The organism is Acinetobacter sp. TW_SC_4 (genome assembly GCF_054861205.1).
On the sequence record NZ_CM142174.1, the window covers coordinates 752,217 to 774,746 of the forward strand.

At 43.6% G+C, this 22,530-nt stretch carries 19 protein-coding genes, 1 other RNA gene and 1 pseudogene; 9 read left to right on the forward strand and 12 right to left on the reverse strand.

Annotation, left to right across the window (positions count from 1 at the left end; genetic code table 11):
* Window positions 1-107 precede the first annotated feature (107 nt).
* Window positions 108-1,013, forward strand: a complete 906-nt coding sequence (locus ACWM1W_RS03580; RefSeq protein ID WP_375725771.1) for a TIGR01777 family oxidoreductase — start codon at window positions 108-110, stop codon at window positions 1,011-1,013.
* Here ACWM1W_RS03580 and thiO read toward each other — a convergent pair.
* Together thiO and hemB are read right to left on the reverse strand one after the other, a co-directional pair.
* Window positions 1,002-2,123 carry a glycine oxidase ThiO gene (gene thiO, locus ACWM1W_RS03585; RefSeq protein ID WP_313398216.1) on the reverse strand — a complete coding sequence of 374 codons (1,122 nt, stop codon included), beginning with the start codon at window positions 2,121-2,123 and terminating at the stop codon, window positions 1,002-1,004. The genes ACWM1W_RS03580 and thiO overlap by 12 nt on opposite strands.
* Before the next feature lie 20 nt (window positions 2,124-2,143).
* Window positions 2,144-3,157 (reverse strand): porphobilinogen synthase, encoded by a 1,014-nt coding sequence (gene hemB / locus ACWM1W_RS03590; protein ID WP_034171477.1) that lies wholly within the window; start codon window positions 3,155-3,157, stop codon window positions 2,144-2,146.
* 105 nt (window positions 3,158-3,262) lie between these two features.
* On the opposite strand from hemB, the gene ACWM1W_RS03595 reads away from it, so the two are divergent.
* The 3 genes from ACWM1W_RS03595 to ACWM1W_RS03605 all read left to right on the forward strand — a co-directional run bounded on the left by ACWM1W_RS03595 (window position 3,263) and on the right by ACWM1W_RS03605 (window position 6,705).
* On the forward strand, window positions 3,263-3,760 hold the full coding sequence (locus ACWM1W_RS03595; protein ID WP_034703122.1) for a thioesterase family protein: 498 nt from the start codon (window positions 3,263-3,265) through the stop codon (window positions 3,758-3,760).
* Window positions 3,761-4,026: 266 nt separating this feature from the next.
* Complete coding sequence (locus ACWM1W_RS03600; protein WP_313398220.1) at window positions 4,027-5,172, forward strand: HlyD family secretion protein; 1,146 nt, start codon at window positions 4,027-4,029, stop codon at window positions 5,170-5,172.
* A gap of 6 nt (window positions 5,173-5,178) precedes the next feature.
* Window positions 5,179-6,705 (forward strand): DHA2 family efflux MFS transporter permease subunit, encoded by a 1,527-nt coding sequence (locus ACWM1W_RS03605; protein WP_180031914.1) that lies wholly within the window; start codon window positions 5,179-5,181, stop codon window positions 6,703-6,705.
* 50 nt (window positions 6,706-6,755) lie between these two features.
* Here the strand turns inward: ACWM1W_RS03605 and glpK are convergent, their stop codons facing one another.
* The gene (glpK, locus tag ACWM1W_RS03610) at window positions 6,756-8,240 is read right to left on the reverse strand and encodes a glycerol kinase GlpK (protein ID WP_375725772.1); all 1,485 of its coding nucleotides are present in this window, start codon (window positions 8,238-8,240) and stop codon (window positions 6,756-6,758) included.
* Between the two features lie 129 nt (window positions 8,241-8,369).
* Between glpK and ssrA the strand changes: the two genes are divergently transcribed.
* Window positions 8,370-8,729, forward strand: a transfer-messenger RNA (tmRNA) gene (gene ssrA, locus ACWM1W_RS03615).
* Between the two features lie 419 nt (window positions 8,730-9,148).
* On the opposite strand, the gene ACWM1W_RS03620 is transcribed toward ssrA, so the two are convergent.
* From ACWM1W_RS03620 to fahA, 5 genes are read right to left on the reverse strand one after another with little or no spacing between them, the layout of a single operon-like run.
* On the reverse strand, window positions 9,149-9,796 hold the full coding sequence (locus ACWM1W_RS03620) for a CoA transferase subunit B (RefSeq protein ID WP_375725773.1): 648 nt from the start codon (window positions 9,794-9,796) through the stop codon (window positions 9,149-9,151).
* Window positions 9,797-9,798: 2 nt separating this feature from the next.
* Entirely contained in the window at window positions 9,799-10,500 is a 702-nt protein-coding gene (locus tag ACWM1W_RS03625; protein ID WP_461603301.1) for a CoA transferase subunit A, read from the reverse strand.
* 21 nt (window positions 10,501-10,521) lie between these two features.
* Window positions 10,522-11,097, reverse strand: coding sequence for a VOC family protein (locus tag ACWM1W_RS03630; protein WP_004783206.1), 576 nt, complete (start codon window positions 11,095-11,097; stop codon window positions 10,522-10,524).
* A 20-nt stretch (window positions 11,098-11,117) separates the two neighbouring features.
* Window positions 11,118-11,756: a maleylacetoacetate isomerase gene (gene maiA / locus ACWM1W_RS03635; protein WP_214001502.1), complete on the reverse strand. Its 639-nt coding sequence runs from the start codon at window positions 11,754-11,756 to the stop codon at window positions 11,118-11,120.
* Between the two features lie 20 nt (window positions 11,757-11,776).
* Window positions 11,777-13,060, reverse strand: coding sequence for a fumarylacetoacetase (gene fahA / locus ACWM1W_RS03640; RefSeq protein WP_375725774.1), 1,284 nt, complete (start codon window positions 13,058-13,060; stop codon window positions 11,777-11,779).
* Between the two features lie 188 nt (window positions 13,061-13,248).
* On the opposite strand from fahA, the gene ACWM1W_RS03645 reads away from it, so the two are divergent.
* Window positions 13,249-14,070: an IclR family transcriptional regulator gene (locus tag ACWM1W_RS03645; protein ID WP_214001500.1), complete on the forward strand. Its 822-nt coding sequence runs from the start codon at window positions 13,249-13,251 to the stop codon at window positions 14,068-14,070.
* Window positions 14,071-14,304: 234 nt separating this feature from the next.
* Here the strand turns inward: ACWM1W_RS03645 and ACWM1W_RS03650 are convergent, their stop codons facing one another.
* The 4 genes and pseudogenes from ACWM1W_RS03650 to ACWM1W_RS03665 form a co-directional block, all read right to left on the reverse strand.
* The gene (locus tag ACWM1W_RS03650) at window positions 14,305-15,531 is read right to left on the reverse strand and encodes an amino acid aminotransferase (RefSeq protein WP_214001499.1); all 1,227 of its coding nucleotides are present in this window, start codon (window positions 15,529-15,531) and stop codon (window positions 14,305-14,307) included.
* A 29-nt stretch (window positions 15,532-15,560) separates the two neighbouring features.
* Window positions 15,561-16,961: an amino acid permease gene (locus tag ACWM1W_RS03655; RefSeq protein ID WP_214001498.1), complete on the reverse strand. Its 1,401-nt coding sequence runs from the start codon at window positions 16,959-16,961 to the stop codon at window positions 15,561-15,563.
* 170 nt (window positions 16,962-17,131) lie between these two features.
* Window positions 17,132-18,193, reverse strand: coding sequence for a 4-hydroxyphenylpyruvate dioxygenase (gene hppD, locus ACWM1W_RS03660; protein WP_375725775.1), 1,062 nt, complete (start codon window positions 18,191-18,193; stop codon window positions 17,132-17,134).
* A 469-nt stretch (window positions 18,194-18,662) separates the two neighbouring features.
* Window positions 18,663-18,852, reverse strand: a pseudogene (locus tag ACWM1W_RS03665) (hypothetical protein); the annotation flags it as partial.
* A 279-nt stretch (window positions 18,853-19,131) separates the two neighbouring features.
* On the opposite strand from ACWM1W_RS03665, the gene ACWM1W_RS03670 reads away from it, so the two are divergent.
* From ACWM1W_RS03670 to ACWM1W_RS03680, 3 genes are all read left to right on the forward strand, one after another.
* Window positions 19,132-19,614, forward strand: a complete 483-nt coding sequence (locus ACWM1W_RS03670; RefSeq protein WP_214001497.1) for a VOC family protein — start codon at window positions 19,132-19,134, stop codon at window positions 19,612-19,614.
* Window positions 19,615-19,945: 331 nt separating this feature from the next.
* Complete coding sequence (locus ACWM1W_RS03675; protein ID WP_214001496.1) at window positions 19,946-20,647, forward strand: VIT1/CCC1 transporter family protein; 702 nt, start codon at window positions 19,946-19,948, stop codon at window positions 20,645-20,647.
* Window positions 20,648-21,178: 531 nt separating this feature from the next.
* A complete protein-coding gene (locus ACWM1W_RS03680; RefSeq protein WP_005234426.1) occupies window positions 21,179-22,519 on the forward strand; it encodes an MFS transporter in 1,341 nt (446 codons plus the stop codon).
* The last annotated feature ends 11 nt before the right edge of the window (window positions 22,520-22,530 follow it).

A 22,530-nucleotide genomic window follows, 5' to 3' on the forward strand; every position in this document is an offset into this window, starting at 1 on the left:
TTATATCAAAATTGTTGAGATTAAATTCAAAATGCTAAATCAGGCTGATAGAAAATCAGAAGTGACGTATAATTTGAGCAATACAATAATAATGGCTCAGAATAACCATGTATAAACCTGTAGTCCTCATGACAGGCGCCAGCGGTTTTATTGGCAGCCATCTGGTGAAATTTTTACTGGCTCGTGATTATGCGGTAATCGGCCTGACCCGGCAGAAAAAATTGCGAGAAGAGCATCCTGATTTTCACTGGATTAATGATCTGGAAGAATTGAAAAATCATCAGATTGACTATGTGATTAATCTGGCTGGTGAAAGTATCGGGCAGGGTCGCTGGACAGCCGCACGCAAAAAGAAATTGCTGGATAGTCGGTTAAATACCACCAAGAAGTTATATGACTATCTAGAAAAAAATCAGATCAAACCCAAACGTATTATTTCGACTTCAGCGATCGGCTACTACGGAATCGATCCGCAAGAACGCTGGGATACAGTGTGTACTGAACAAAGTCCGCCACAATCCATTTTTATGTCAGAACTGTGTGAGAAATGGGAAAAACTGGCCTTGTCTTATACGGGGCAGGACACCAAAATTGTTCGCTTTGCTGTAGTGTTTGGCCAAGGTGGCGGGATTCTTCCGCAGATGTTATTGCCAATTAAGCTGAATATGTTTGGCCGGATTGGCCACGGGCGTCAGCCGGTGACCTGGGTACATTTACAGGATGTCATGCGGGCGATCGAATTCCTGATGCAGCAGTCGACCCAGCAACAGGTATTTAATGTGGTGGCACCTGAAAAAGTCAGTCAGGCGCAGTTTGCCCGGATCGCAGCACAGGTGCTGAAACGAAAACCTTTATTACCGTTACCAGCATGTAGTATGAAAATGATGCTGGGTGAACAGTCACAACTGATTCTGAATGGTCAATATGTTCAGCCCAAAGCTTTGCAGGAAGCTGGATTTGAATTTAGCTATCCGACACTGAAAGAAGCCTTGATTGAAATTTTAAACCGTTAAAGAGTGTGGCTGTAAACGCTGTACCGGATTATAAGGCTGTGGATTTACGATGGTAGGTTGCTCCAGGATTAACTGAGACAGCAATTTTCCAGAAGCAGCACCCATACATAAGCCATTACGGAACTGGCCAAAATTGGTCCAGAGATTGTTTAGATGCGGAATTTTGCCGATATAGGGAATGCCATCTGGTGAGCTTGGGCGTAGACCAGCCCACTGTTTCACAATCGGAAAAGCTGCCAGTTCCGGCACCATTTCCAAGCAAGCAGCTAAAATATCCTGACGAATTTCAGCAGAAGACGAGGTATCAAAACCGACCTGACGCATGCTGGAACCACACAGCACATGCCCATCACGACGTGGAATCAGGTACATGACCTTGTTCATGCACATGGTTGGCAGCCAGTTTTCTGGCGTTTTAAAGAGCAACATCTGGCCTTGAACCGGATGAACTGGAATGTCCAGACCGAGCTGTTCAGACCAGCGTGCAGACCATGCACCGGTGGCAATGACGAACTGATCTGCTTTAAAGCTCAGGCCATTTTTAGTGGAAACACTGTGTACATGATCTTGCTGGATATTTAGCTGAGTAATATTGCAATGCTCTTGCCAAGTGACACGCGGATGCTGTTTAAGGTAAGCAATAATGGACTGTAACAGTCGCGGATTGCGGATATTGGAAAGTTCTGGAAAATAGATCGCCTGTTTAAATTTCGGATCTACTTTGGAATTGATTTGCTGGATTTGAGGCTGATTCAGATATTCTGCATGTTGCTGTGGATCCTGATATTGCTCGGCATAGCGCAGTCCGATTTCAAAATCCGTTTCATCAAAAATCAGCATACCGGTTTCATGGATCTGGAAATCAATCCCGGTAATCGGTTGCAGTTTCTGGTTCCAGGCTTGATACAGCGGTTTGGCATAGCGGGCAAGAGCATTAACGGCATCGGGATAACGCCAGGGATACATTGGGGAGAGGATACCGCCTCCGGCCCAAGAGGCTGCCTGTCCAGCCGCTTGCTGATCAAAAATCGTAATAGAACATCCCTGTTCAAGCAATTCCAGAGCTGACATCAAGCCGGTGATGCCTGCTCCGATAATGGCGATATGCATTGCGCCAAGGTCCTTCTATTTTATTTCATGTCTTTCAGTTTGAGCGCCGCTTCTTCCGCAAAGTAGGTCCAGATACCATCTGCACCGGCACGGCGGCAGCACATCAGGGACTCTAGAATTACACTATCAGATAACCAGCCATTCTGAATTGCAGCAGCCAGCATGGCATATTCACCACTAACCTGATAAATAAAGGTGGGTATACCGAAGGTATCTTTGACTTCACGAACCACATCCAGATACGGCATTCCCGGTTTAACAATCACCATATCTGCACCTTCTTGGATATCCAGTGCAATTTCATGCAATGCTTCGGCACGGTTACCGAAATCCATTTGGTAATTGTATTTATTGCCGCCTTTTAGGTTGCTAGCCGAACCGACAGCATCACGGAATGGACCGTAGAAGCTAGACGCATATTTGGCTGAATAAGCCATAATAGAGGTATAGATATGGCCATTCTGTTCAAAGGCCTGACGAATTGCACCGATGCGGCCATCCATCATGTCACTTGGCGCTACAATATCAGCACCGGCTTCGGCATGACTTAAAGTTTGCTTGATGAGTGCTTCAACCGTTTCATCATTCAGGACATAGCCGGTTTCATCAATGATGCCGTCCTGGCCATGCGTGGTATAAGGGTCTAGCGCGCCGTCGGTAATCAGTACCATTTCCGGTAATTCTTTTTTCAGCAGACGAACGGTCTTCTGTACCAGACCATCTTCATGCCAAGCGGCTTCTGCAGTCAGGCTTTTATCTTCTTGGGGTGTAACCGGGAACAGCGCCAGCTTATTGACACCTAGTTCGAGCAAACGTTCTGATTTTTTTAACAACAAGTCAGCAGACAGGCGCTGCACATTTGGCATACTTGGAATGTCTTGGGTCTGGTTTTGTCCCGGAAGCACAAATACTGGATAAATCAAGTGATCAGCACTGAGATGGGTTTCACGTACCATAGAACGTAAATGCTCATTTTTACGAATACGACGCATGCGAGTTGCAGGAAACGCGGGACGATTGAACGTATAGGTCATAAAAATCTCAGTAATCAGTATTAAACTAGGCCCCTATTGTAACCCTATCTGAATTTTTTGGGCATAAATTAGCGGTTTTTTATTGTTGTAGCTTCGGGCAGACTTATGACTAAGACAGAAAGAAATTGGACAGGTAATATACATTTAGGTGCAAAAGTGGATATTGAAGTGGTCTTAAACCAGTTGGTACACGCTTTTAATACCTCTCCTTTTTTTAAGCATAATGGCATGACCATGCGGGTGGTCGATGGTCAGATCGAAGCATATGTTGAAATGCAGGATTTCATGATTGGCAATGTGGCTTTTCAGATTCTGCATGGCGGTCTTGCAGCGACCATACTCGACAGTATTGGCGGAATTGTGGCGATGGGTGAGCTGTATAAGAAAGCCGAACCGGAAACCATTGCCGATACGATTAAAAAGGTATCACGTCTGGCGACGGTAGATATGCGCGTGGATTATCTGGCACCCGGTCGTGGTAAATATTTTATTGCCCGTGCAGAAACCTTACGTTTGGGGCGTAAGGGCTGCACCATGCGCATGACCATGGTCAACGATGATGACAAGCCGATTGCCACAGCGATTGCTTCATATGCCTATTAATTAAGTTTATCTCCTCGATCCTGGCTCATTCTGGGCCCGAACTAAGCTCTTATTCCTGGAATAGGGGCTTAGTTTTTTAAACTTCCGAGTAATATTTTTTTGCATATTTTCTAATTTTTATTATTAGAATGCATGAAAATTAAATTAATACGGCTTTCTCATTTTACCCATTGATCAATAAACGGGATATGAATCTATTATACATTCATGTCAGTGCTGGTCAGTGTGGCTGCGTGACCAAGTCTGTTGGATTTAGGAAAAAATCAATGACAGATGTACAAGACACCCTGCCAGAAAACGCATCTGATGCAACTTCGGATCAAGCTTTAAAAAATAAACGTAAAAAGGCCCTGAGTATTGTTGCCATCCTTATGGTGATTACACTGGTGCTGTTTCTGGTGTGGAAATTCTTTCTGAACAATTCAGTCAGTACTGAAAATGCCTATGTGGGTGCTGAAACGGCTTCTATCACGTCTATGGTGAGTGGCCAGGTCGCTGAAGTATTGGTGCATGATACCCAAGCGGTCAAACAGGGCGATATCCTGGCCAGAATTGATGACCGTGATGCCAAAATTGCAGTGGCTCAGGCACGTGCGGAATTAACCAAAGCCAAGCGCCAGTACAAACAGACTGCGGCCAATAGCGGGGCTTTAAGCTCACAGATTGGGGTGAGTGATGATGCAATTCGCAGTGCTGAAGCTCAGCTAGCTCAGGCTCAGGCAGCCTTGCATAAAGCACGAGATGAATATACGCGTCGTGAAAAACTCAGTGCGAGCGGTGCAGTGTCTAAAGAAGAACTCAGTACCGCACAATCTGCATTGGATACTGCCAAAGCAGGCGTAGCTTCTGCTGAAGCGGGGCTGGCACAAGCAAGATCCAGTCAGAGAGCCGCACAAAGCAATTTAGCGGCGAATGAAGCCTTGATTCAAGGTGCGAATGAAAACTCAACGCCTGATGTATTAGTCACTGAAGCCAAACTGAAACAGGCCGAGCTGGATCTAGAACGTACTGTCATTAAAGCACCTTTTGATGGAGTGGTTTCACGCCGTTCCATTCAGGTGGGTCAACGTGTTGCGCCTGGTACAATGCTAATGATGGTCGTACCAGTAGATCAGCTCTATGTTGATGCCAATTTCAAAGAAAGCCAGCTGGAAAACGTCCGTGTCGGGCAGAAAGCTGAACTGACGTCTGATTTGTATGGTAAATCGGTGAAGTATCACGGCACTGTGGTGGGTTTCTCTGGCGGTACAGGTTCAGCGTTTGCTCTGATTCCGGCTCAGAATGCCACAGGCAACTGGATTAAGGTGGTACAGCGTTTGCCAGTCCGTATTCAGCTGGATCCGAAAGAACTGGCCGAGCATCCACTACGTGTGGGTCTGTCGATGGAAGCTGAAATCCACTTTAAGAAGTAATTCCCGATGAATAAATATGTTCCATATGGGAATCTGACCGGCGGCAAGCTGATGCTGGCGGCCTTTGTGCTGGCATTGGCCAATTTCATGGTCGTGCTGGACATGACCATTGCCAATGTCTCGGTGCCGCATATTACCGGTAGTCTGGCAGTGTCCAGCTCGCAAGGCACCTGGGTCATTACGTCTTATGCAGTTGCAGAAGCGATCTGTGTACCTTTGACGGGATGGCTGGCGGGTCGCTTTGGTAGTGTTCGACTCTTTGGTGTCTGCTTGCTCGGCTTTACCATTTTTTCAATTCTGTGCGGGATTTCAACCAGTCTGGAAATGCTGGTATTTTGCCGGATCGGGCAGGGACTGTTTGGCGGTCCAATCATGCCGCTGAGCCAGACTCTATTACTACGCATCTTCCCACCTGAAAAACAATCCCAAGCGATGGGCATGTGGGCGATGACCACCGTTGTCGGTCCAATTCTTGGTCCAATTCTCGGTGGTACCATCAGTGATAATCTGTCCTGGCACTGGATTTTCTTTATCAATATTCCGGTAGGTCTATTCTGCGGTCTGGCTGCATTGAAGCTATTAAAACCAGCTGAAACTGAAACCAATGCCTTGAAGATTGATAAAGGTGGTTTGTTCTTACTGATTCTTTGGATTGGTGCGCTGCAATTAATGTTAGATCTCGGTCATGAACATGACTGGTTTAGCAGCTCCTTTATCGGAACCTTGGCGGTGCTTGCCATAGTTGGTTTAATCATTTTTACCATCTGGGAACTGACTGAACGGCATCCGATCGTAGATATCCGGATCTTCCGATATCGCGGGTTTACCTTTGCTGTACTGTCATTGGCATTTGCCTTCGGTGCCTTCTTTTCCAGTATTGTACTGATTCCACAGTGGGTGCAGATTAATCTGGGTTATACGGCCACCTGGGCAGGTTATCTAACCGCGACTATGGGTTTTGGTAGCCTATTGATGTCACCGATTGTGGCGAAGATGGCGACCAAATATGACCAGCGCATTCTGGCGAGTTTCGGTTTGACCTTGCTTGCCGTTGTGACTTTGATGCGGGCATTCTGGACTACGGATGCGGATTTTATGGCATTGGCCTGGCCACAGATTCTGCAAGGTTTTGCGGTGCCATTCTTCTTCATTCCACTCTCCAATATGGCGTTGGCCTCAGTACAGCCTCAGGAAATGGCATCAGCAGCAGGCTTAATGAACTTTTTGCGGACTATGGCTGGAGCGATCGGGGCTTCAATTGCAGTCACGATCTGGGATGATCATAGTAAAGTGGCACGCAGTGAGCTGGTCGGTAAGCTGAATGTCGAGGAAACCCAGAATACCTTGATGGCTCAGGGCATGAGTTCGGATAGTGCCTTGGGTTATATTTCAAGTCTGGTGGATAAAGAAGCATTAACCCTGTCAGCTAATCACCTGTTTTTAATACTGGCGATGGTCTTTGTTTTTGCCGCCTTAATCGTCTGGCTGGCACCACGACCAAAAGCGGGTGTGGGTGGAATGCCATCACATTAATATTTTCCAAAATAAAAAAACCGCTAACTATTTAGCGGTTTTTTTCGATCTTATAAATCTGATTTGGCCCGTTTTAAGGCATTTTGCCATTTGGCCAAATGGGCTTCACGTTCATCGGACTGCATTTTCGGTTCAAAGGCGCGATCTAGCTGCCAGGATTGAGAAATTTCATTTAAATTAGAAAATACCCCTGACTTTAAACCTGCCATCGCTGCTGCACCCCAAGCGGTGGATTCCAGCATTTTTGGACGCAAGACAGGCACATTCAGCAAGTCAGCTTGGAACTGCATCAACATATCATTACAACTGGCACCGCCATCGACGCGTAGCTCTTTTAGAGGATGAGCAATATCGGATTGCATGGCCGTCAGTACATCGGAGACCTGAAAAGCAATGGACTCCAGTGTAGCTCGGGCAATATGAGCTTTATTGGTTCCACGCGACATGCCACACAGCAGGGCACGCGCTTCACTATCCCAATGCGGTGCGCCCAGTCCGGTAAAAGCAGGAACTAAGACCACGCCGTCGGTATCTTTAACTTTACAGGCCAACTTCTCTATATCACTGCTCTTCTGAATGATGCCAAGCCCATCACGTAGCCATTGCACCACAGCACCGGCCATAAAAACGCTACCTTCCAGGGCATAACTGGTCTGTTCCTGTGCCTGCCAGGCGAGGGTAGAAAGTAATTTGTTCTGGCTGAGCTGAATATCATGACCGGTATTGAACAGCATAAAACAGCCGGTGCCATAGGTATTTTTTGCCATACCGGGTTCGAAGCAAGACTGGCCAAATAAGGCAGATTGCTGATCACCCAGAATACCGGTAATGGGAATCGTAGCCCCTAATAAACCCGGTGCCGTATCTGCAATATGACAATCAGAACTGATGATTCGTGGCAGAACTGAAGCGGGGATATTAAACAGGTCGAGTAGTTCGTCATCCCAGCGTTGAGTTTGCAGATTCATCAACATGGTGCGGGAAGCATTACTCGCTTCAATAATATGCTCAGCACCTTGAGTCAGGTTCCAGATCAGCCAGCTATCAATGTTGCCAAAAGCCACATGACCTTGCTCTGCGAGTGTACGTAAGCCATCAATATTTTCTAATAACCAGACCAGTTTCCCGGCACTAAAATAGGGATCAATCCGTAATCCGGTTTTTCGTTGTACCTGATCCATCTGGCCTTGCTGAATGAGCAAATTACACCAGTCTGTTGCACGACGATCCTGCCAGATAATCGCTGGCGCAAGAGGTTTGCCATTACGACGATCCCATACCACAGTCGTTTCACGCTGGTTGGTCAGGCCAATCGCTTTAATGTCTTTCGCCAGAATCCGGGCAGTGGCTAATGCCTGTTGAACTACTGCAATCTGCGAGCTCCAGATTTCCTGTGCATCCTGTTCGACCCAACCGGAGTGTGGGGTCTGGATATGGGTTTCGCGTTGAGCTGTTGCCTGAATCTGTCCGTGCTCATTAAAGATGATTGCACGGCTAGACGTCGTTCCCTGATCGAGTGCCAATAAATAGCTCATAATTTTTTAAATGTTGACTTGAATTATGAAATATTAGCGCAATTATGTAATCAGGCGCATTCAAAAGTGTATTTGTGTAGAAAATGCATCGTATTTTTTGCCAGTTATGCTATGATGAGCTTGTACTTTGGGGATGTTCTTGGCTTCGACGCCGATGATGAAACTCATAGATGCATGCCGAGAGCGCATTTTCTCTCGTAAATCAAATTTGCATTTTAATAGTCGCAAACGACGAAACTTACGCTCTAGCAGCCTAAGGGCTGCTTGTCCGCATCTCTGAATACTTGTGGTTAGAGATCCCGACTGAAGCGAACGCACACAAGTCCGTATAGAGTCAAGCCTCGGGGCTTTATACCAAATTTAGAGGATCGCACCTTGAACCCTGTTCGTCGGGTCTCTTGGTGTTAAAATAATAGACGATATCTAAGCATGTAGTATTCTCGAGCGTAGTGTTGGCGGACGCGGGTTCAACTCCCGCCATCTCCACCAAAATTCTTGTTATAAAAAAGCCACTTATATTAAGTGGCTTTTTTATTGAGTATTTTTTCTACTAATTAAAATTTTGTTATCATTATTATCTTTAGTGATCAATTTAAATATAAATAGGTATGAGAGTAGTTCTGAATCTTAAATTTTATAAGTTTTATTGAGCTTAATAAAAAAACAATAAACCGAAAAAAATAGTTTTTCTGCAAACTTATTTGAATAGAAATAAAGATAATTTTATTTGATCCAATAAGGTGAATTACATTCATAAGATTTTATTGTGATTTTTAAAATTATACAGCAAGAGTTTGAATATTATAGAAAAATATTATTTATCTTCAGTGTAATTACGATGCTAAAGCAATATTTTCAGAAGATAATCAAAGCAGCTTTTGCTGCTTTGATTATTCAGTAGAAGCAGATCAGGCAGCCTCAAGTCTATCCGTAATCAGCTCAACTCCAGTCGCAGCTTTAATCTGCTCCAGCGTGACATCTTGAGCCAGTTCTACCAGAACCACTCCGCGTGAAGTAATATCTATAACACCGAGATCACTGATGATCCGGTTGACCACACCTTTACCTGTTAGCGGCAAAGTACATTGAGGAATGATTTTCGAGGTACCATCTTTAGCCGTGTGTTCCATTAGGACTACGACTTTCTGCACACCGGCTACCAGATCCATGGCACCGCCCATACCTTTGACTTTCTTGCCTGGAATCATCCAGTTTGCCAGATCACCCTTTTCGGAAACTTCCATTGCCCCCAGAATCGCAATATTGACATGTCCACCGCGAATCATGGCAAAGGAATCCGCACTGGAAAAGAAGGCAGCACCTTTACGGGCAGTCACTGTCTGTTTACCTGCATTAATTAGATCTGCATCAACGGTTTCTACAGTTGGAAATTCATCAATGCCTAACAGGCCATTTTCAGACTGGAGCCAGACGTTGATATCATCCGGAATATGGTTGGCCACCAGTGTTGGTAAACCGATACCAAGATTGACATAGAACCCATCTTCCAGTTCCTGTGCTGCACGTTGAGCCATTTGATTTCGAGTCCAAGCCATGATTATGCTCCCGCCTTTAAGGTCATCTGTTCAATGCGTTTTTCTGGTGAAGCATTAACGACAATTCGATTCACATAGATTCCAGGCAGATGGATATCATCGGGATCAAGTTCACCAATCTCTACGATTTGTTCAACTTCAGCCACAGTGATTTTCCCGGCCATGGCACATTCGGGATTGAAATTACGTGCAGTTTTACGGAAGACCAGGTTGCCGGCCTTATCTGCTTTATAGGCTTTGACCAGTGCCACATCTACGGTTAATGACTTTTCCAGGATAAATTCTTTACCCTCAAATTCACGGACTTCTTTGCCTTCAGCAACCAATGTGCCGACACCGGTTTGGGTGTAGAAAGCAGGAATTCCAGCACCACCCGCACGCAGTTTTTCTGCCAGTGTACCTTGTGGCGTCAGCTCTACTTCCAGCTCACCATTCAGATATTGGCGCTCAAATTCCTTGTTCTCACCGACATAAGAAGAAATCATTTTTTTGATCTGCTTGGTTTGCAGCAATTTGCCCAAACCAAAATCATCCACACCTGCATTATTGGAAATACAGGTGAGACCAGTGACACCGGTATGTTTTAAAGCTTCAATAAGCGCTTCAGGAATACCGCATAAACCAAATCCGCCAACGGCGAGCGTTTGATGATCTGCCACGATATCCGCTAAAGCTTCCTGAGCATTGGCAACGACTTTATTCATCAGAAATCCTTTTCTTAAAATTCAAGCGTCCATCTTGGCTTCGCGAGCGCTATGGTCTAATTCATCTGCATGCAGGAAGTGCGTATGTGATGGTGCACGTTTGGTTTTGCTCCATTGTTCCAGCATGTCATACTTCATTTCTTCGGTAATCATGGCAATTTTCTGAGGTGCTTTTTCATCATCATATGCCAGTTCCAGACGGTGACCATTTGGATCAAAGAAGTAAATCGAATGGAAAATGCCGTGATTGGTAATGCCCAGTACATCTACGCCATTGGCTTCCAGATGCTCTTTAGCTTGAACCAGTGCTTGGCGATCCTTCACTTTTAAGGCGATATGCTGCACCCATTTTGGGGTATTTTCATCGCGACCCATTTCCGGTTGGGTAGGCAGTTCAAAGAAGGCCAACACATTGCCATTGCCTGCATCTAAAAACAGATGCATATAGGGGTCGAAAGCTTTGGTAGACGGGACATGATCCTCGGCAAAAGCCAGAATAAAGTCCATGTTCAGATTCTTTTTATACCATTCCACGGTTTCTTTGGCATCTTTACAGCGGTAGGCGACATGGTGAATTTTTTCGATTTGAATAGTCATGTTTATATCCTTATATATTCTTATGCTGCATCGGGCTGGGCTTCAGGTGCAGCCTTTTGAAAAGCGTCCAGTGAATTGCAATGGGCATAAATCGATTCAATTTTTGGAAAATCTGAAAGAGCGATGTTGAAACGTTTAGCGTTATACACTTGTGGAATCAGACAGCAATCTGCAAGGCTCGGTTGATCTCCAAAACAGAATTGGCCATTTGAATGTGTTAGTTGAGCTTCGAGTGTTTTTAAACCGGTGATGACCCAGTGTCTGTACCATTCAGTTTTCTGTTCATCGCTGGCATTCAGAATTTTAGTCAGGTACTGAAGCACACGCAGATTGTTGAGTGGATGAATGTCACAGGCAATGTTCAGGCTAAAGGCCCGGATCAGCGCACGCTGTTGCAAATCCTTGGGCAACAGGCTGTTTTTTGGAAATTTTTCTTCCAGATATTCAATCATGCTGAGCGACTGGGTCAGCGTGAAATCATCTTCAATTAAGGCAGGCACCAGTTCACCTGGATTGACCTGACGAAATGTTTCACTATGCTGTTCGCCGCCATTGTTCACCAGATGAACTGGAATATGTTCTGCTTCGAGTCCTTTCAGGTTGAGCGCAATACGAACCCGGTAAGCGGCTGAACTACGAAAATAGGTATACAGTTGCATGGCTATGATTTCACCCCGAACTATTCAGTAAAATCGAAATCAATCGCTGGCAGGATTTTGCCGCTCACAGCACCGAAACCGATACGCAGGCCATCTTTTTCACAATGACCTTTCATGATCACGGTATCGCCGTCCTGAATGAACGTACGCTGTTCACCATTCGACAAAGTCAGTGGCTTGGTGGCATTCCAGGTAATTTCCAGTAATGAACCATAAGAATTTGGCGTAGGACCGGAAATTGTGCCTGAACCCATCAGATCACCGACCTGAACATTACAGCCGGCAATGGTGTGATGAGCCAGTTGCTGTGCCATTGACCAGTACATATATTTGAAATTGGTCTCACAGATCACATCAGCCTGGTCTGAATTTTCAGGCTGAATTTCAACGGACAGGTTAATGTCATAGCTATTACTGCTGTTATCTTCACGCAGATAAGCCAGAGGTTTTGGCTCTTGAGCAGGTGAACTGGTTTTAAATGGTTCAATCGCTTCCATGGTTACGATCCATGGCGAGATCGAAGAGGCAAAAGTCTTGGCGTTAAATGGACCTAGCGGCACATATTCCCATTGTTGCAAGTCACGTGCAGACCAGTCATTGAATAGCACCATACCAAAAATATGGTCCCAGGCATTTTCAATCGCAATGGGCTCGCCTAAGTTATTTGGCTTGCCGATGATAAAGCCGGTTTCCAGTTCAAAGTCGAGTTTGCGACATGCCGAAAATACTGGGCGATCAGAATCCGGTAATTTGATCTGTCCAGATGGACGCACGATCTTTGTACCGCTGATAATTACGGAGCTGGCACGACCGTTATAACCGACTGGAAGTTCTGACCAGTTGGCTAACAGAGCATTTTTCGGATCGCGGAACATACAGCCGACATTGGTGGCATGCTCTTTCGATGAATAGAAATCGGTATAGCCTGGAATATACACCGGCAGATGCATTGTGACGTCTGACTGTTTCAAGAAAATCAGATCACGGAGTTCCTGATTGTCACGTAATTCGGCATGATCGGCTGAGAGTAACTTTTGTAATTCCGTACGTACTTTAGACCAGTTGGCTTTACCCGACTCAATAAAGGCATTCAAGGTTGGCTGATTAAAAAATTGCTGATCTTGTTCCAGCTTTAAATAACCCTTTGCTTCCAATACCGCCAGGTCAACTACCCATTCTCCAAGTGCCACCCCGGCACGCGGTTGGGCGTTTTGCGCATCACTGAAAATACCGTAAGGCAGGTTTTCTAAAGGGAAATCTGAATCAGGAGCGATGTCGACAAATGACTTTAAACGTGTCGTCATAAATAGGGATCCTTTCCGTGGAAAATTTAAGTGCTATACAGAATCATACTTATATTTTTAAATTACGCAATAAATAATTTGATTATGAATAATGTAAATTTGTTAAAATGCAGTTATGATTTCAATAGGGAATCAGATTTGGCTAAGCAAGATTTTTGATTTCAGTAGTACAATGACTTGATAGAACCATGAAAATTAATGCGTATATGCAGGATGAAACGATGAGCGTTGAGGAAGAAAAATTACAGGGAGGGGTGCAGTCTCTAGAAGTAGGATTAACTGTACTCGATGCATTGACCGAACATAATGCACCGATGATGTTAAAAGAGCTGTCAGAAGTCCTGTCCATGCATCCTGCAAAAGTGCATCGCTATGTGGTCAGTCTGATACGTAAAGGGTATGCCCAGCAGCTCAGTGACGGGCGTTATAGTCTGGGTGAGCGAGCTCATGCATTTGGCGTCAATGCCTTAAAACGTACCGATATGCTGGAATTAACCCAGAAATATATTATGCAGATTCAGCAGCATTTAAATTGCAGTATTCATGTCAGCAAATGGTTCGCCGATGGTGCTGTCGTGGTTCAGTCGCTTGAATCCAACCATGTATTTAATATTATTACCCGGGTCGGCTCGCGTATGCCTTTGCTGAAGTCAGCAACTGGTCGTTTACATGCTTGCCTCCAGCCAGAATACATCATCAAGCCTCTGCTGGAAAAAGAGTGGGCGAGTAGCGCGAAAGCAGGTCAATATCCTGCGAACTGGGAAGAATTCTTGCAGCTTAAAGAGAAAATCCTGCAGCAGGGCTATGCGTCCGTAACCGGTGATATGATGGCGGGCATCCATGCAGTGGCGATTCCGGTGTATAACTTTAGCCGACAGCTTGACCATGTGATTACCTGTATTGGCACCGAAGACCAGTTGCCAGCAGACCAGATGCAAGAAGCTATTGATTATCTGCTTGGGATTCAAAAACAGATTGATGCCTTGTTTAATCCACAGGTGGCTGTCTAATACTTTCTTCTATTACATATAATTTATAGTCATTACATAGATCCAGTCCTGATTGGGTACTGGATCTTTTTTATATCCAGCTTTTGATCGCTAAATAGAATTAAAAATGATTTTATTTTTGCAATACAAAACTAAGATGATCACTCGCTTTTAATTTAAAAAAAGAATAAAGCAAGATCCATAAAAAAGCCTTCCAATATTAGAATTAGAAGGCTTCTAACAACTTAATTATTTCTAAGCAATCAACGGTTCAGCTTCATTTTGCATTTTGATCACCGCAGCCATCGACTCTGCAACATAATCAATATTGCTGAGGTTCAGACCCGCTGTACACATCCGGCCACTACGGACCAGATAAATACCGTAATGCTGTTTTAACAGATCCACTTGCTCAGCAGTTAAGCCGGTATAGCTGAACATGCCTTGTTGCTGGGTCAGGTAGCTGAAATCAAGTTCTGGTAGTGCCTGAGACAATTTTTCTTTGAGTAAGCCTCGCATACGTAAAATACGCTGGCGCATTTCTTCAACTTCAGCCTGCCATTGCTGAAACAGTTCAGGATTATTTAACACCTGACTGACCAATAGCGCACCATTGGCCGCTGGACTTGAATAAATCCGGCGAACTGTAGCTTTTAACTGGCCTAAAACATTTTGTGCGCTTGTAGCGTCATCACAGACAAAACTTAAGCTACCAATACGTTCTCCATATAAAGAGAAGATTTTGGAAAATGAATGGCTGACGATAAAGTTCATTCTGGCTTGATCAAGTGCACGAATGGCATAGGCATCCTGTTCCAGACCCTGACCGAAACCTTGATATGCCATATCCAGGAACGGAATTAAGGATTGAGCCTTTAATACTTCAATGACTTGATCCCACTCATGCGGCTGTAAGTCTGCCCCGGTCGGGTTATGACAACATGGATGTAATAACACAATACTTTGAGCGGGCAGCTGTTTTAAGCAATCCAGCATCGCCGGTACATTAACGGCATTGGTTTCTGCATCATAATAAGGATAGAAATGGGTCTGAATACCAGCGCCATTAAAGATGGCAATATGGTTTTCCCAAGTCGGCTGGCTCACCCAGATTTCAGATTCTGGAAAATATTTTTTCAAAAAGTCAGCGCCGACTTTTAGCGCACCTGAGCCGCCCAAGGTCTGAATCGTGACTACACGGCCTTGCTCGCGGGCAGGGCTGGAAGTTCCAAAAATTAATTCCTGTGCAGCCTGGTTAAAGCTGTTCAGACCATCCATCGGCAAGTAAACACGAACTTTATTATAGTCAGGGGTCAGGTAAGTATAGGCTTTTTGCACTGAGTCTAGCTGCGGCACGATATTATCTTCGTTGTAATACAGGCCGATGCTTAAGTTAACTTTGTTATTGCGCTGATCTTTGTTGAATTCTTCCATTAAAGAGAGAATCGGATCGCCGGCATAAGTATCAATATGTTGAAACATGAATCTATCCTAATCTAATCAATAAGCGATTACGCTTCTGGTAATGTGCTAATTTTGCTGTTGTCTAACATAGCCGTCTGAGATTCCTGTTTGCGCTTAAAGAAGTAGGCAACCGAGAGAATACCAATCCAGACTGGAATCATGATGACAGCAACACGCATATCCGGGGTGCTGCTCATAATCAGCAGAATACCGCCCATAAATGCGATACATAAATAGTTGGTAAATGGATAAGCCACACTTGGAAAATCGGTTCTAGTCTGCGTACGATTCATTGAGGTCTTGAATTTCAAATGAGTATAGGAAATAACAAGCCAGTTAATCACGATGGCAGCAACCACCAGCATCATCAATATGCTAAAGGCTTTTTCCGGTACCAGATAATTTAATAAAACGCACATCAAGGTGAAAAACGCTGAAACCATCACCGCATTCACAGGGATGCCACGCTGATTAATCTTGCTTAGGAACCTCGGCGCATTACCTTGCTGGGCTAAGCCTAACAGCATACGGCTGGTACAGTAGTTAGTACTGTTATATACCGAAACCGCTGCGGTTAACACCACAAAATTCAAAACTCCGGCAACCGTTTGACTGCCTAAAGAATCAAAAATCAACACAAATGGACTACCACCTTGCGCCATCATATTCCAAGGGTAAAGCGATAAAATCACTACCAGACTCAGGATATAAAATAACAGGACACGGTAGACAATTTGATTGACTGCTTTAGGTAAGGTCTTTTTCGGGTTATCGGTTTCAGCGGCTGCGATCCCGACCAGTTCAATGCCGCCAAAAGCAAACATGATCATGGCCATCGCCATAATCAGGCCCATAATTCCATTCGGGAAAAAGCCACCAAGTTGCCATAAATTTTCCAGACTGGAGTGGCTATGACCGCTACCGCTGGCAAGCAGGTAACTGCCGAACGCAATCATGGCAATAATTGCACCAACTTTAATGATCGCCAGCCAGAACTCCATTTCACCGAATAATTTCACGTGAAGCAAATTAATGATATTGATGAAAATGAAGAAGCCGAGGGCAGAGACCCAGGTCGGAATTTCTGGCCACCAGTAATGGATATAAAGACCGACGGCACTTAATTCGGCCATACAGACCAGAATATTCAGTACCCAGTAATTCCAGCCCGACATAAATCCGGCAAATTTGCCCCAGTATTTATAAGCAAAATGACTAAAAGAACCGCTCACAGGTTCATGTACAATCATTTCACCCAGCTGGCGCATCATTAAGAAGGCAATCAAGCCTGCAATGGCATAACCTAAAATAACAGAAGGCCCAGCAAGCTTGATCGTTTGTGAAATTCCAAGAAACAGTCCGGTACCAATTGAACCACCGAGTGCGATGAGCTGAATATGCCGGTTACTTAAACCTTTTTTCAGGTTTCCTTGTTCAATGTGCTGCATTTTTATTCATCATCCATGTGAGATTAAGTGCTGAACTATGATGTGCTTTATTATTTTTATGCCGTCATCGATGCAGAATCTTAAGTGTTATATGAGCGTATACGTTGAAACAGAGGCAACCATACCGGTGCATATGAGACTACATAGACACCGGTATGGTTTTAAAAAGGTCAGGCTTTAGAAATGTCTAAAACACCACGTTTGATCTGATCACGTTCAATGGATTCAAATAAGGCCTTAAAGTTCCCTTCACCGAAACCATCGTCATCTTTGCGCTGGATAAACTCAAAGAACACTGGACCAATCATATTTTCAGAGAAAATCTGTAACAGCAGGCGTTTATTACCGTCTTTGGTATTGCCATCTAGCAGGATGCCGCGTTTTTGCAGTTCATCTGCCGGTTCACCATGATTTGGCAAGCGCTCATCCAGCATTTCATAATAGGTGCTTGGCGGTGGTGTCATAAACTTGGTACCTAGAGCTTTCAGCTTGTCCCAGGTTTCCAGAAGGTCATCACAAATAAAGGCAATATGCTGAATGCCTTCACCATTAAATTCATTTAAGAATTCAGCAATCTGACCATTACCTTTATCTGAATCTTCATTCAGTGGAATACGGATCTTGCCGTCTGGCGCAGTCAGGGCTTTAGAAGTTAGGCCAGTGTATTCACCTTTAATATCGAAATAGCGGATTTCCTGAAAATTGAAAATCTTTTCATAGAAATCTGACCAGTACTGCATACGGCCTTTATACACATTATGGGTTAAATGATCGATTTCATTTAAACCTGTACCCAGTGGACGGGATGGAACGTTATCAAAGAAAATAAAATCATTCTGGTAAATGTCACAATCCACCAGGAAGATTGGAGAACCGCCAATGCCTTTAATCGCCGGAATGTTCAGCTCCATCGGACCGATTTTGTTATAAATTGGCTCGGCACCTATTTCAATGGCTTTTTGAAAGGCTTTCGCAGCATTCTTGGTACGAAAGCCCATTGCGCAGGCAGAAGGACCATGCTCTTTATAAAAATATGCTGCATATGATTCAGGCTGATAATTCAGAATGATATTAATATTGCCTTGGCGCCATAAATAGACGTTTTTCGATTTATGCTTCGCCACTTTTGTGAATCCGATGGTTTGAAAAACAGGATCCAGCTGGCCATCTTCAGATACAAATTCAATAAATTCGAATCCACACAGTTCTAATGGATTGGCTAATTCACTCATACAACATCCTCATTTTTTAGAAGCAATCCTATTGCTTATCTTTTACTGTCTGTTCAGGCTCTACGGAGGTATGACTGCCGTTTTATATTGAGAAGACAAATCCGTTTGCCTGACTTCTTTGATTTGTTGAACTGCATCGATTCCTGATGCACACAAGAAAAAGAAGGAATTTAACTCATCATACTGGATCTTGAATATTATTCAATACGTAATTTAATTACGTAATAAATAATTTAGTAAAATATGAGGTTAATTTATAACATAAATTAATGTTATTCATAAAAAATATTTTTTAGATAATTCCAAGAAATTAACGCACTGGAAATGTAGCTTTTTGTAAGGCTAAGTCGTCTTAAACGAGCTATTTTGCAAGGCTTGCTGAGCTCAGGTTTTTAGGAAAAGAACCTGAAAAATTGAAATATGCAGACATTAGTTTTAAATTAATTTTTCACAAAGAAAGAAAAAACCCTTAAAGGATTGAGGGCCTTACTGTGGGGAAGGAATTTAATCTGTCAGTTTTTTCACGTCTATACTTTTCACGATAGATACAGGCAGCCTTTATACAGTAGGAAAACGCCAATTACCCCGGCTACCGCATTGACGATAGAAATGGAGTTCTCGACCATTAAGGTATTTTTAAAGTAGCGATCTGTAATCAGCACAAATGAAAAATCAAGGCATATGGTCGACTTGGACATCGACAACTTTATAAACATTTTAGTGGCCTAGATCAGCTGCAAAGCACTTTATAAAATCTGCAGCAGATCAAGAAGTACCTGTTATTACAATTCGAAGAATAAAAACACAATAAAGAAACTGGCCTTTTGCCAGCTTAGGTCGAATATAGAACGCACAAATAAATTAGTTTAGCCACTCAAAAGCGTAAAGCAGGGCTAAACAAATGCGTTATCTCTTAATCTCTACGCAGAGGTGAGATCATGAATATTGCAAAAAATACCATCTGCCTTTGGTACGATCACGATGCTAAAGAGGCTGCACGGTTTTATGCAGAAACCTTTCCAGACTCGTCAGTAGGAGCAATAGTCCTTGCCCCTGGAGATTATCCGTCAGGAAAAGAGGGAGATGTCATTACAGTCAATTTTACGGTCCTGGGTATTCCATGTATTGGTTTAAATGGTGGACCAGAATTTAAGCATAATGAAGCTTTTTCCTTTCAAGTGGCCACACAAGATCAGGAAGAAACGGACCGATACTGGAATGCGATTGTGAACAATAATGGGCAGGAAAGTGAATGCGGCTGGTGTAAGGATAAATGGGGAGTTTCCTGGCAAATCATCCCTAAAGCTTTACTTGAAGCATCATACAGTTCAAACCATGGTGTTGCTAAAAGAGCCTTTGATGCCATGATGACCATGAAGAAAATTGATGTCGCTGCAATTGAAGCTGCCATCCGAGGTTAAGAAGTGGTATTGATATCAATTATTTGATGCAATGCATTTGATTTAAGCTTTTGACCTTATTACTTATCTAAAGTGAAAGGTCATTGATAATAATCAGAAGTTCATTCTTTAAGGTATAGCCAGTGAGTTGTTTATTGCGACCGCTGGCTAAAACCCATTTAAACATCCTCGATAAGTAATTTCTATTTTTCAAAAATAAGTAAATAAAACTCGAAGCTATCTCTGAAAGTGAAGACTTATATTTGAAATATTTGGCTTAAAGTAAGATGATAAAATAATGAGTGACTAAAATTTAAAATCTTATTTCATCCGCTAGAAGAACGAGAAAGACATGCCTCATTCCCATCATCATGAAAAACACTATATACAACGTTCTGGCTGGTTGCGTGCCGCAGTGCTCGGTGCCAATGATGGAATTATTTCCGTGACCAGTCTGGTTGTTGGGATGGCAGCCAGTGGCGCTTCTTCACAAACACTTTTGATTGCTTGTGTTGCTGGCCTGATTTCTGGTGCAGCCTCGATGGCAGCTGGGGAATATATTTCGGTTAAGTCGCAACAGGATATTGAAAAAAATGATCTCGCCATGGAAGAGCGGGAATTAAATCTGCATCCCGTACTTGAATTAAAAGAGCTAAAAAATATTTATATCAAGCGAGGTTTAGAAGCTGATCTGGCCGAAGAAGTGGCAAAACAGCTTACTGCACATAATGCCTTGGATGCGCATGCACGTGATGAGATTGGAATTCTGGAACAGACAGCTGCCCGGCCCTTTACGGCAGCATTTTCTTCAGCATCAGCATTTACGGTAGGTTCTTTATTTCCATTGGTATCCATTTTAGTTCTGCCTTCACATTTGCTAGATCAGGGCGTCATGCTGGTGGGAGTGCTTAGTCTGGGAATTATGGGAGCATTAGCCAGCTATGCAGGCGGTGGCAGTATGTGGAAAGGCGCACTGCGTGTCATGATTTGGGGCATCGTTGCTATGTTATTCAGTTTCTGGATTGGCTCTCTATTTAATGTTGCTAGTACGTAATTATTTAAAAAATATGGAATAAATTTTTATTAATCTAGATATATCCAAAATTTAATTGAAGTAGATAATTTGAAATTAAAATTTTCCAAATTTAATTGTATTAGACACATTTAGATGCTTAATTAGCTAACTCATTTAAAAAATTTAGGTTTTAACGATAAGTTTTTCTTTAATTAAAAATATCTAGTTTGATTATGTTCTTCCTTGCACTAAAGCTGTGCCAAATAGTGCAGTGAAGTGGCAATTTTAAAATCCAGATATAAATATGCTAAGAAAAATAAGAGAGAGCTTGGTTCGAAGTCACTATAATTTAGAAAAAATATAAAAGTACTTTTAGATAAATAATATAAATACAAATACTTATTTATAGAATTATTTTATTGGCACGCTTTGTGCTTAATAGAATCTGAGTCAAAGACGACTCTAAAGAAATTTGTAAGACGGCCAATGACGTCCGTTCTGATCGCATCTGGTGTGCAGCGATTCGCATAGCAGATAAGCCTATACGTTCAGTTCTGGAAGGAGATGGTGATGTCTTCAAATTTATATGAAAAGAAAGCAACAAAAATAAGCCTTTTGAATTTCAGCAGCGCAGCAATGAGAGCCTTCCATATGAGTTGGCTCGCGTTTTTTGTCTGCTTCTTTGCCTGGTTCGCCTGTGCACCGCTGATGCCTGTGATCGCGGGTGAATTCAGCTTAACCAAAGATCAAATCGCCAATATCAATATTGCAGCAGTCGCGATCACCATTCTGGTTCGACTGATTGTCGGTCCGCTATGTGACAAATATGGTCCACGGAAAACCTATACCGCCTTACTCGTACTCGGCAGTATCCCGGTCTTTGGTGTGGCCTCTGCGAATAGCTATGAATCCTTTCTGTTTTTCCGCTTACTGATTGGCGCCATTGGTGCCAGTTTCGTCATTACCCAATATCACACCAGCATCATGTTTGCGCCGAATGTCGTGGGTACTGCAAATGCTGCATCAGCAGGTTGGGGAAATGCCGGTGGCGGTGCGACTCAAGCCTTGATGCCATTACTTCTGGCTGCGCTGGTGCTGTTCGGTGTTGAACAGGCGATGGGCTGGAGAATTGCCTTAATTGTTCCAGGCCTGATGATGCTGATCGTCGGTGCATTGTACTGGAAATTCACCCAAGACTGTCCACAAGGCAACTTTAAAGAACTGCGTGCAGCAGGAATTCAGGTTGGTAGCGAGAAAAAAGGTGGCATGGCAATTCTGATGCATGCGGCCCGTAACTACCGTGTCTGGATTTTATTTGGCGCTTATGCGGCCTGTTTCGGTATCGAAATCTTCATTCATAACATCGTAGCCATGTACTACGTAGAAAACTTCAGCTTTGGTTTAAAAGAAGCAGGTATGACGGCCGGTATCTTCGGTCTGCTAGCACTGTTTGCCCGTGCACTGGGTGGCATTGTTTCAGATAAAGTCGCCATCAAAAAAGGCCTGGACGGACGTACCAAAGTGCTGTTTGCCATGATCTTGATGGAAGGCTTATTCCTGATTTTATTCTCGCAAATGAACAGTGCCATGCTGGCCATCATCACAATGACTGTCTTCGCATTATTTACCCACATGGCATGTGGTGCAACGTATGCGCTGGTGCCATTTATTGACCGGGATGCTTTAGGGGGTGTGGCTGGCATTATCGGTGCAGGCGGTAACGTGGGTGCGGTCGCAGCAGGATTCTTACTTAAAGGCATGCTGGATATTCAAACCTGTCTGATGGCACTTGGCGGCCTGGTCGTGATTGCAGCAAGTTTTGTTCTGATGATTCGCTTCTCGGTTGAGCATAAAGCCAAAGAGCAAAAGCTGTATGAAGAAGCTGTCCTTGAACGAAACAACCTGGCTTAAAACATAAGATA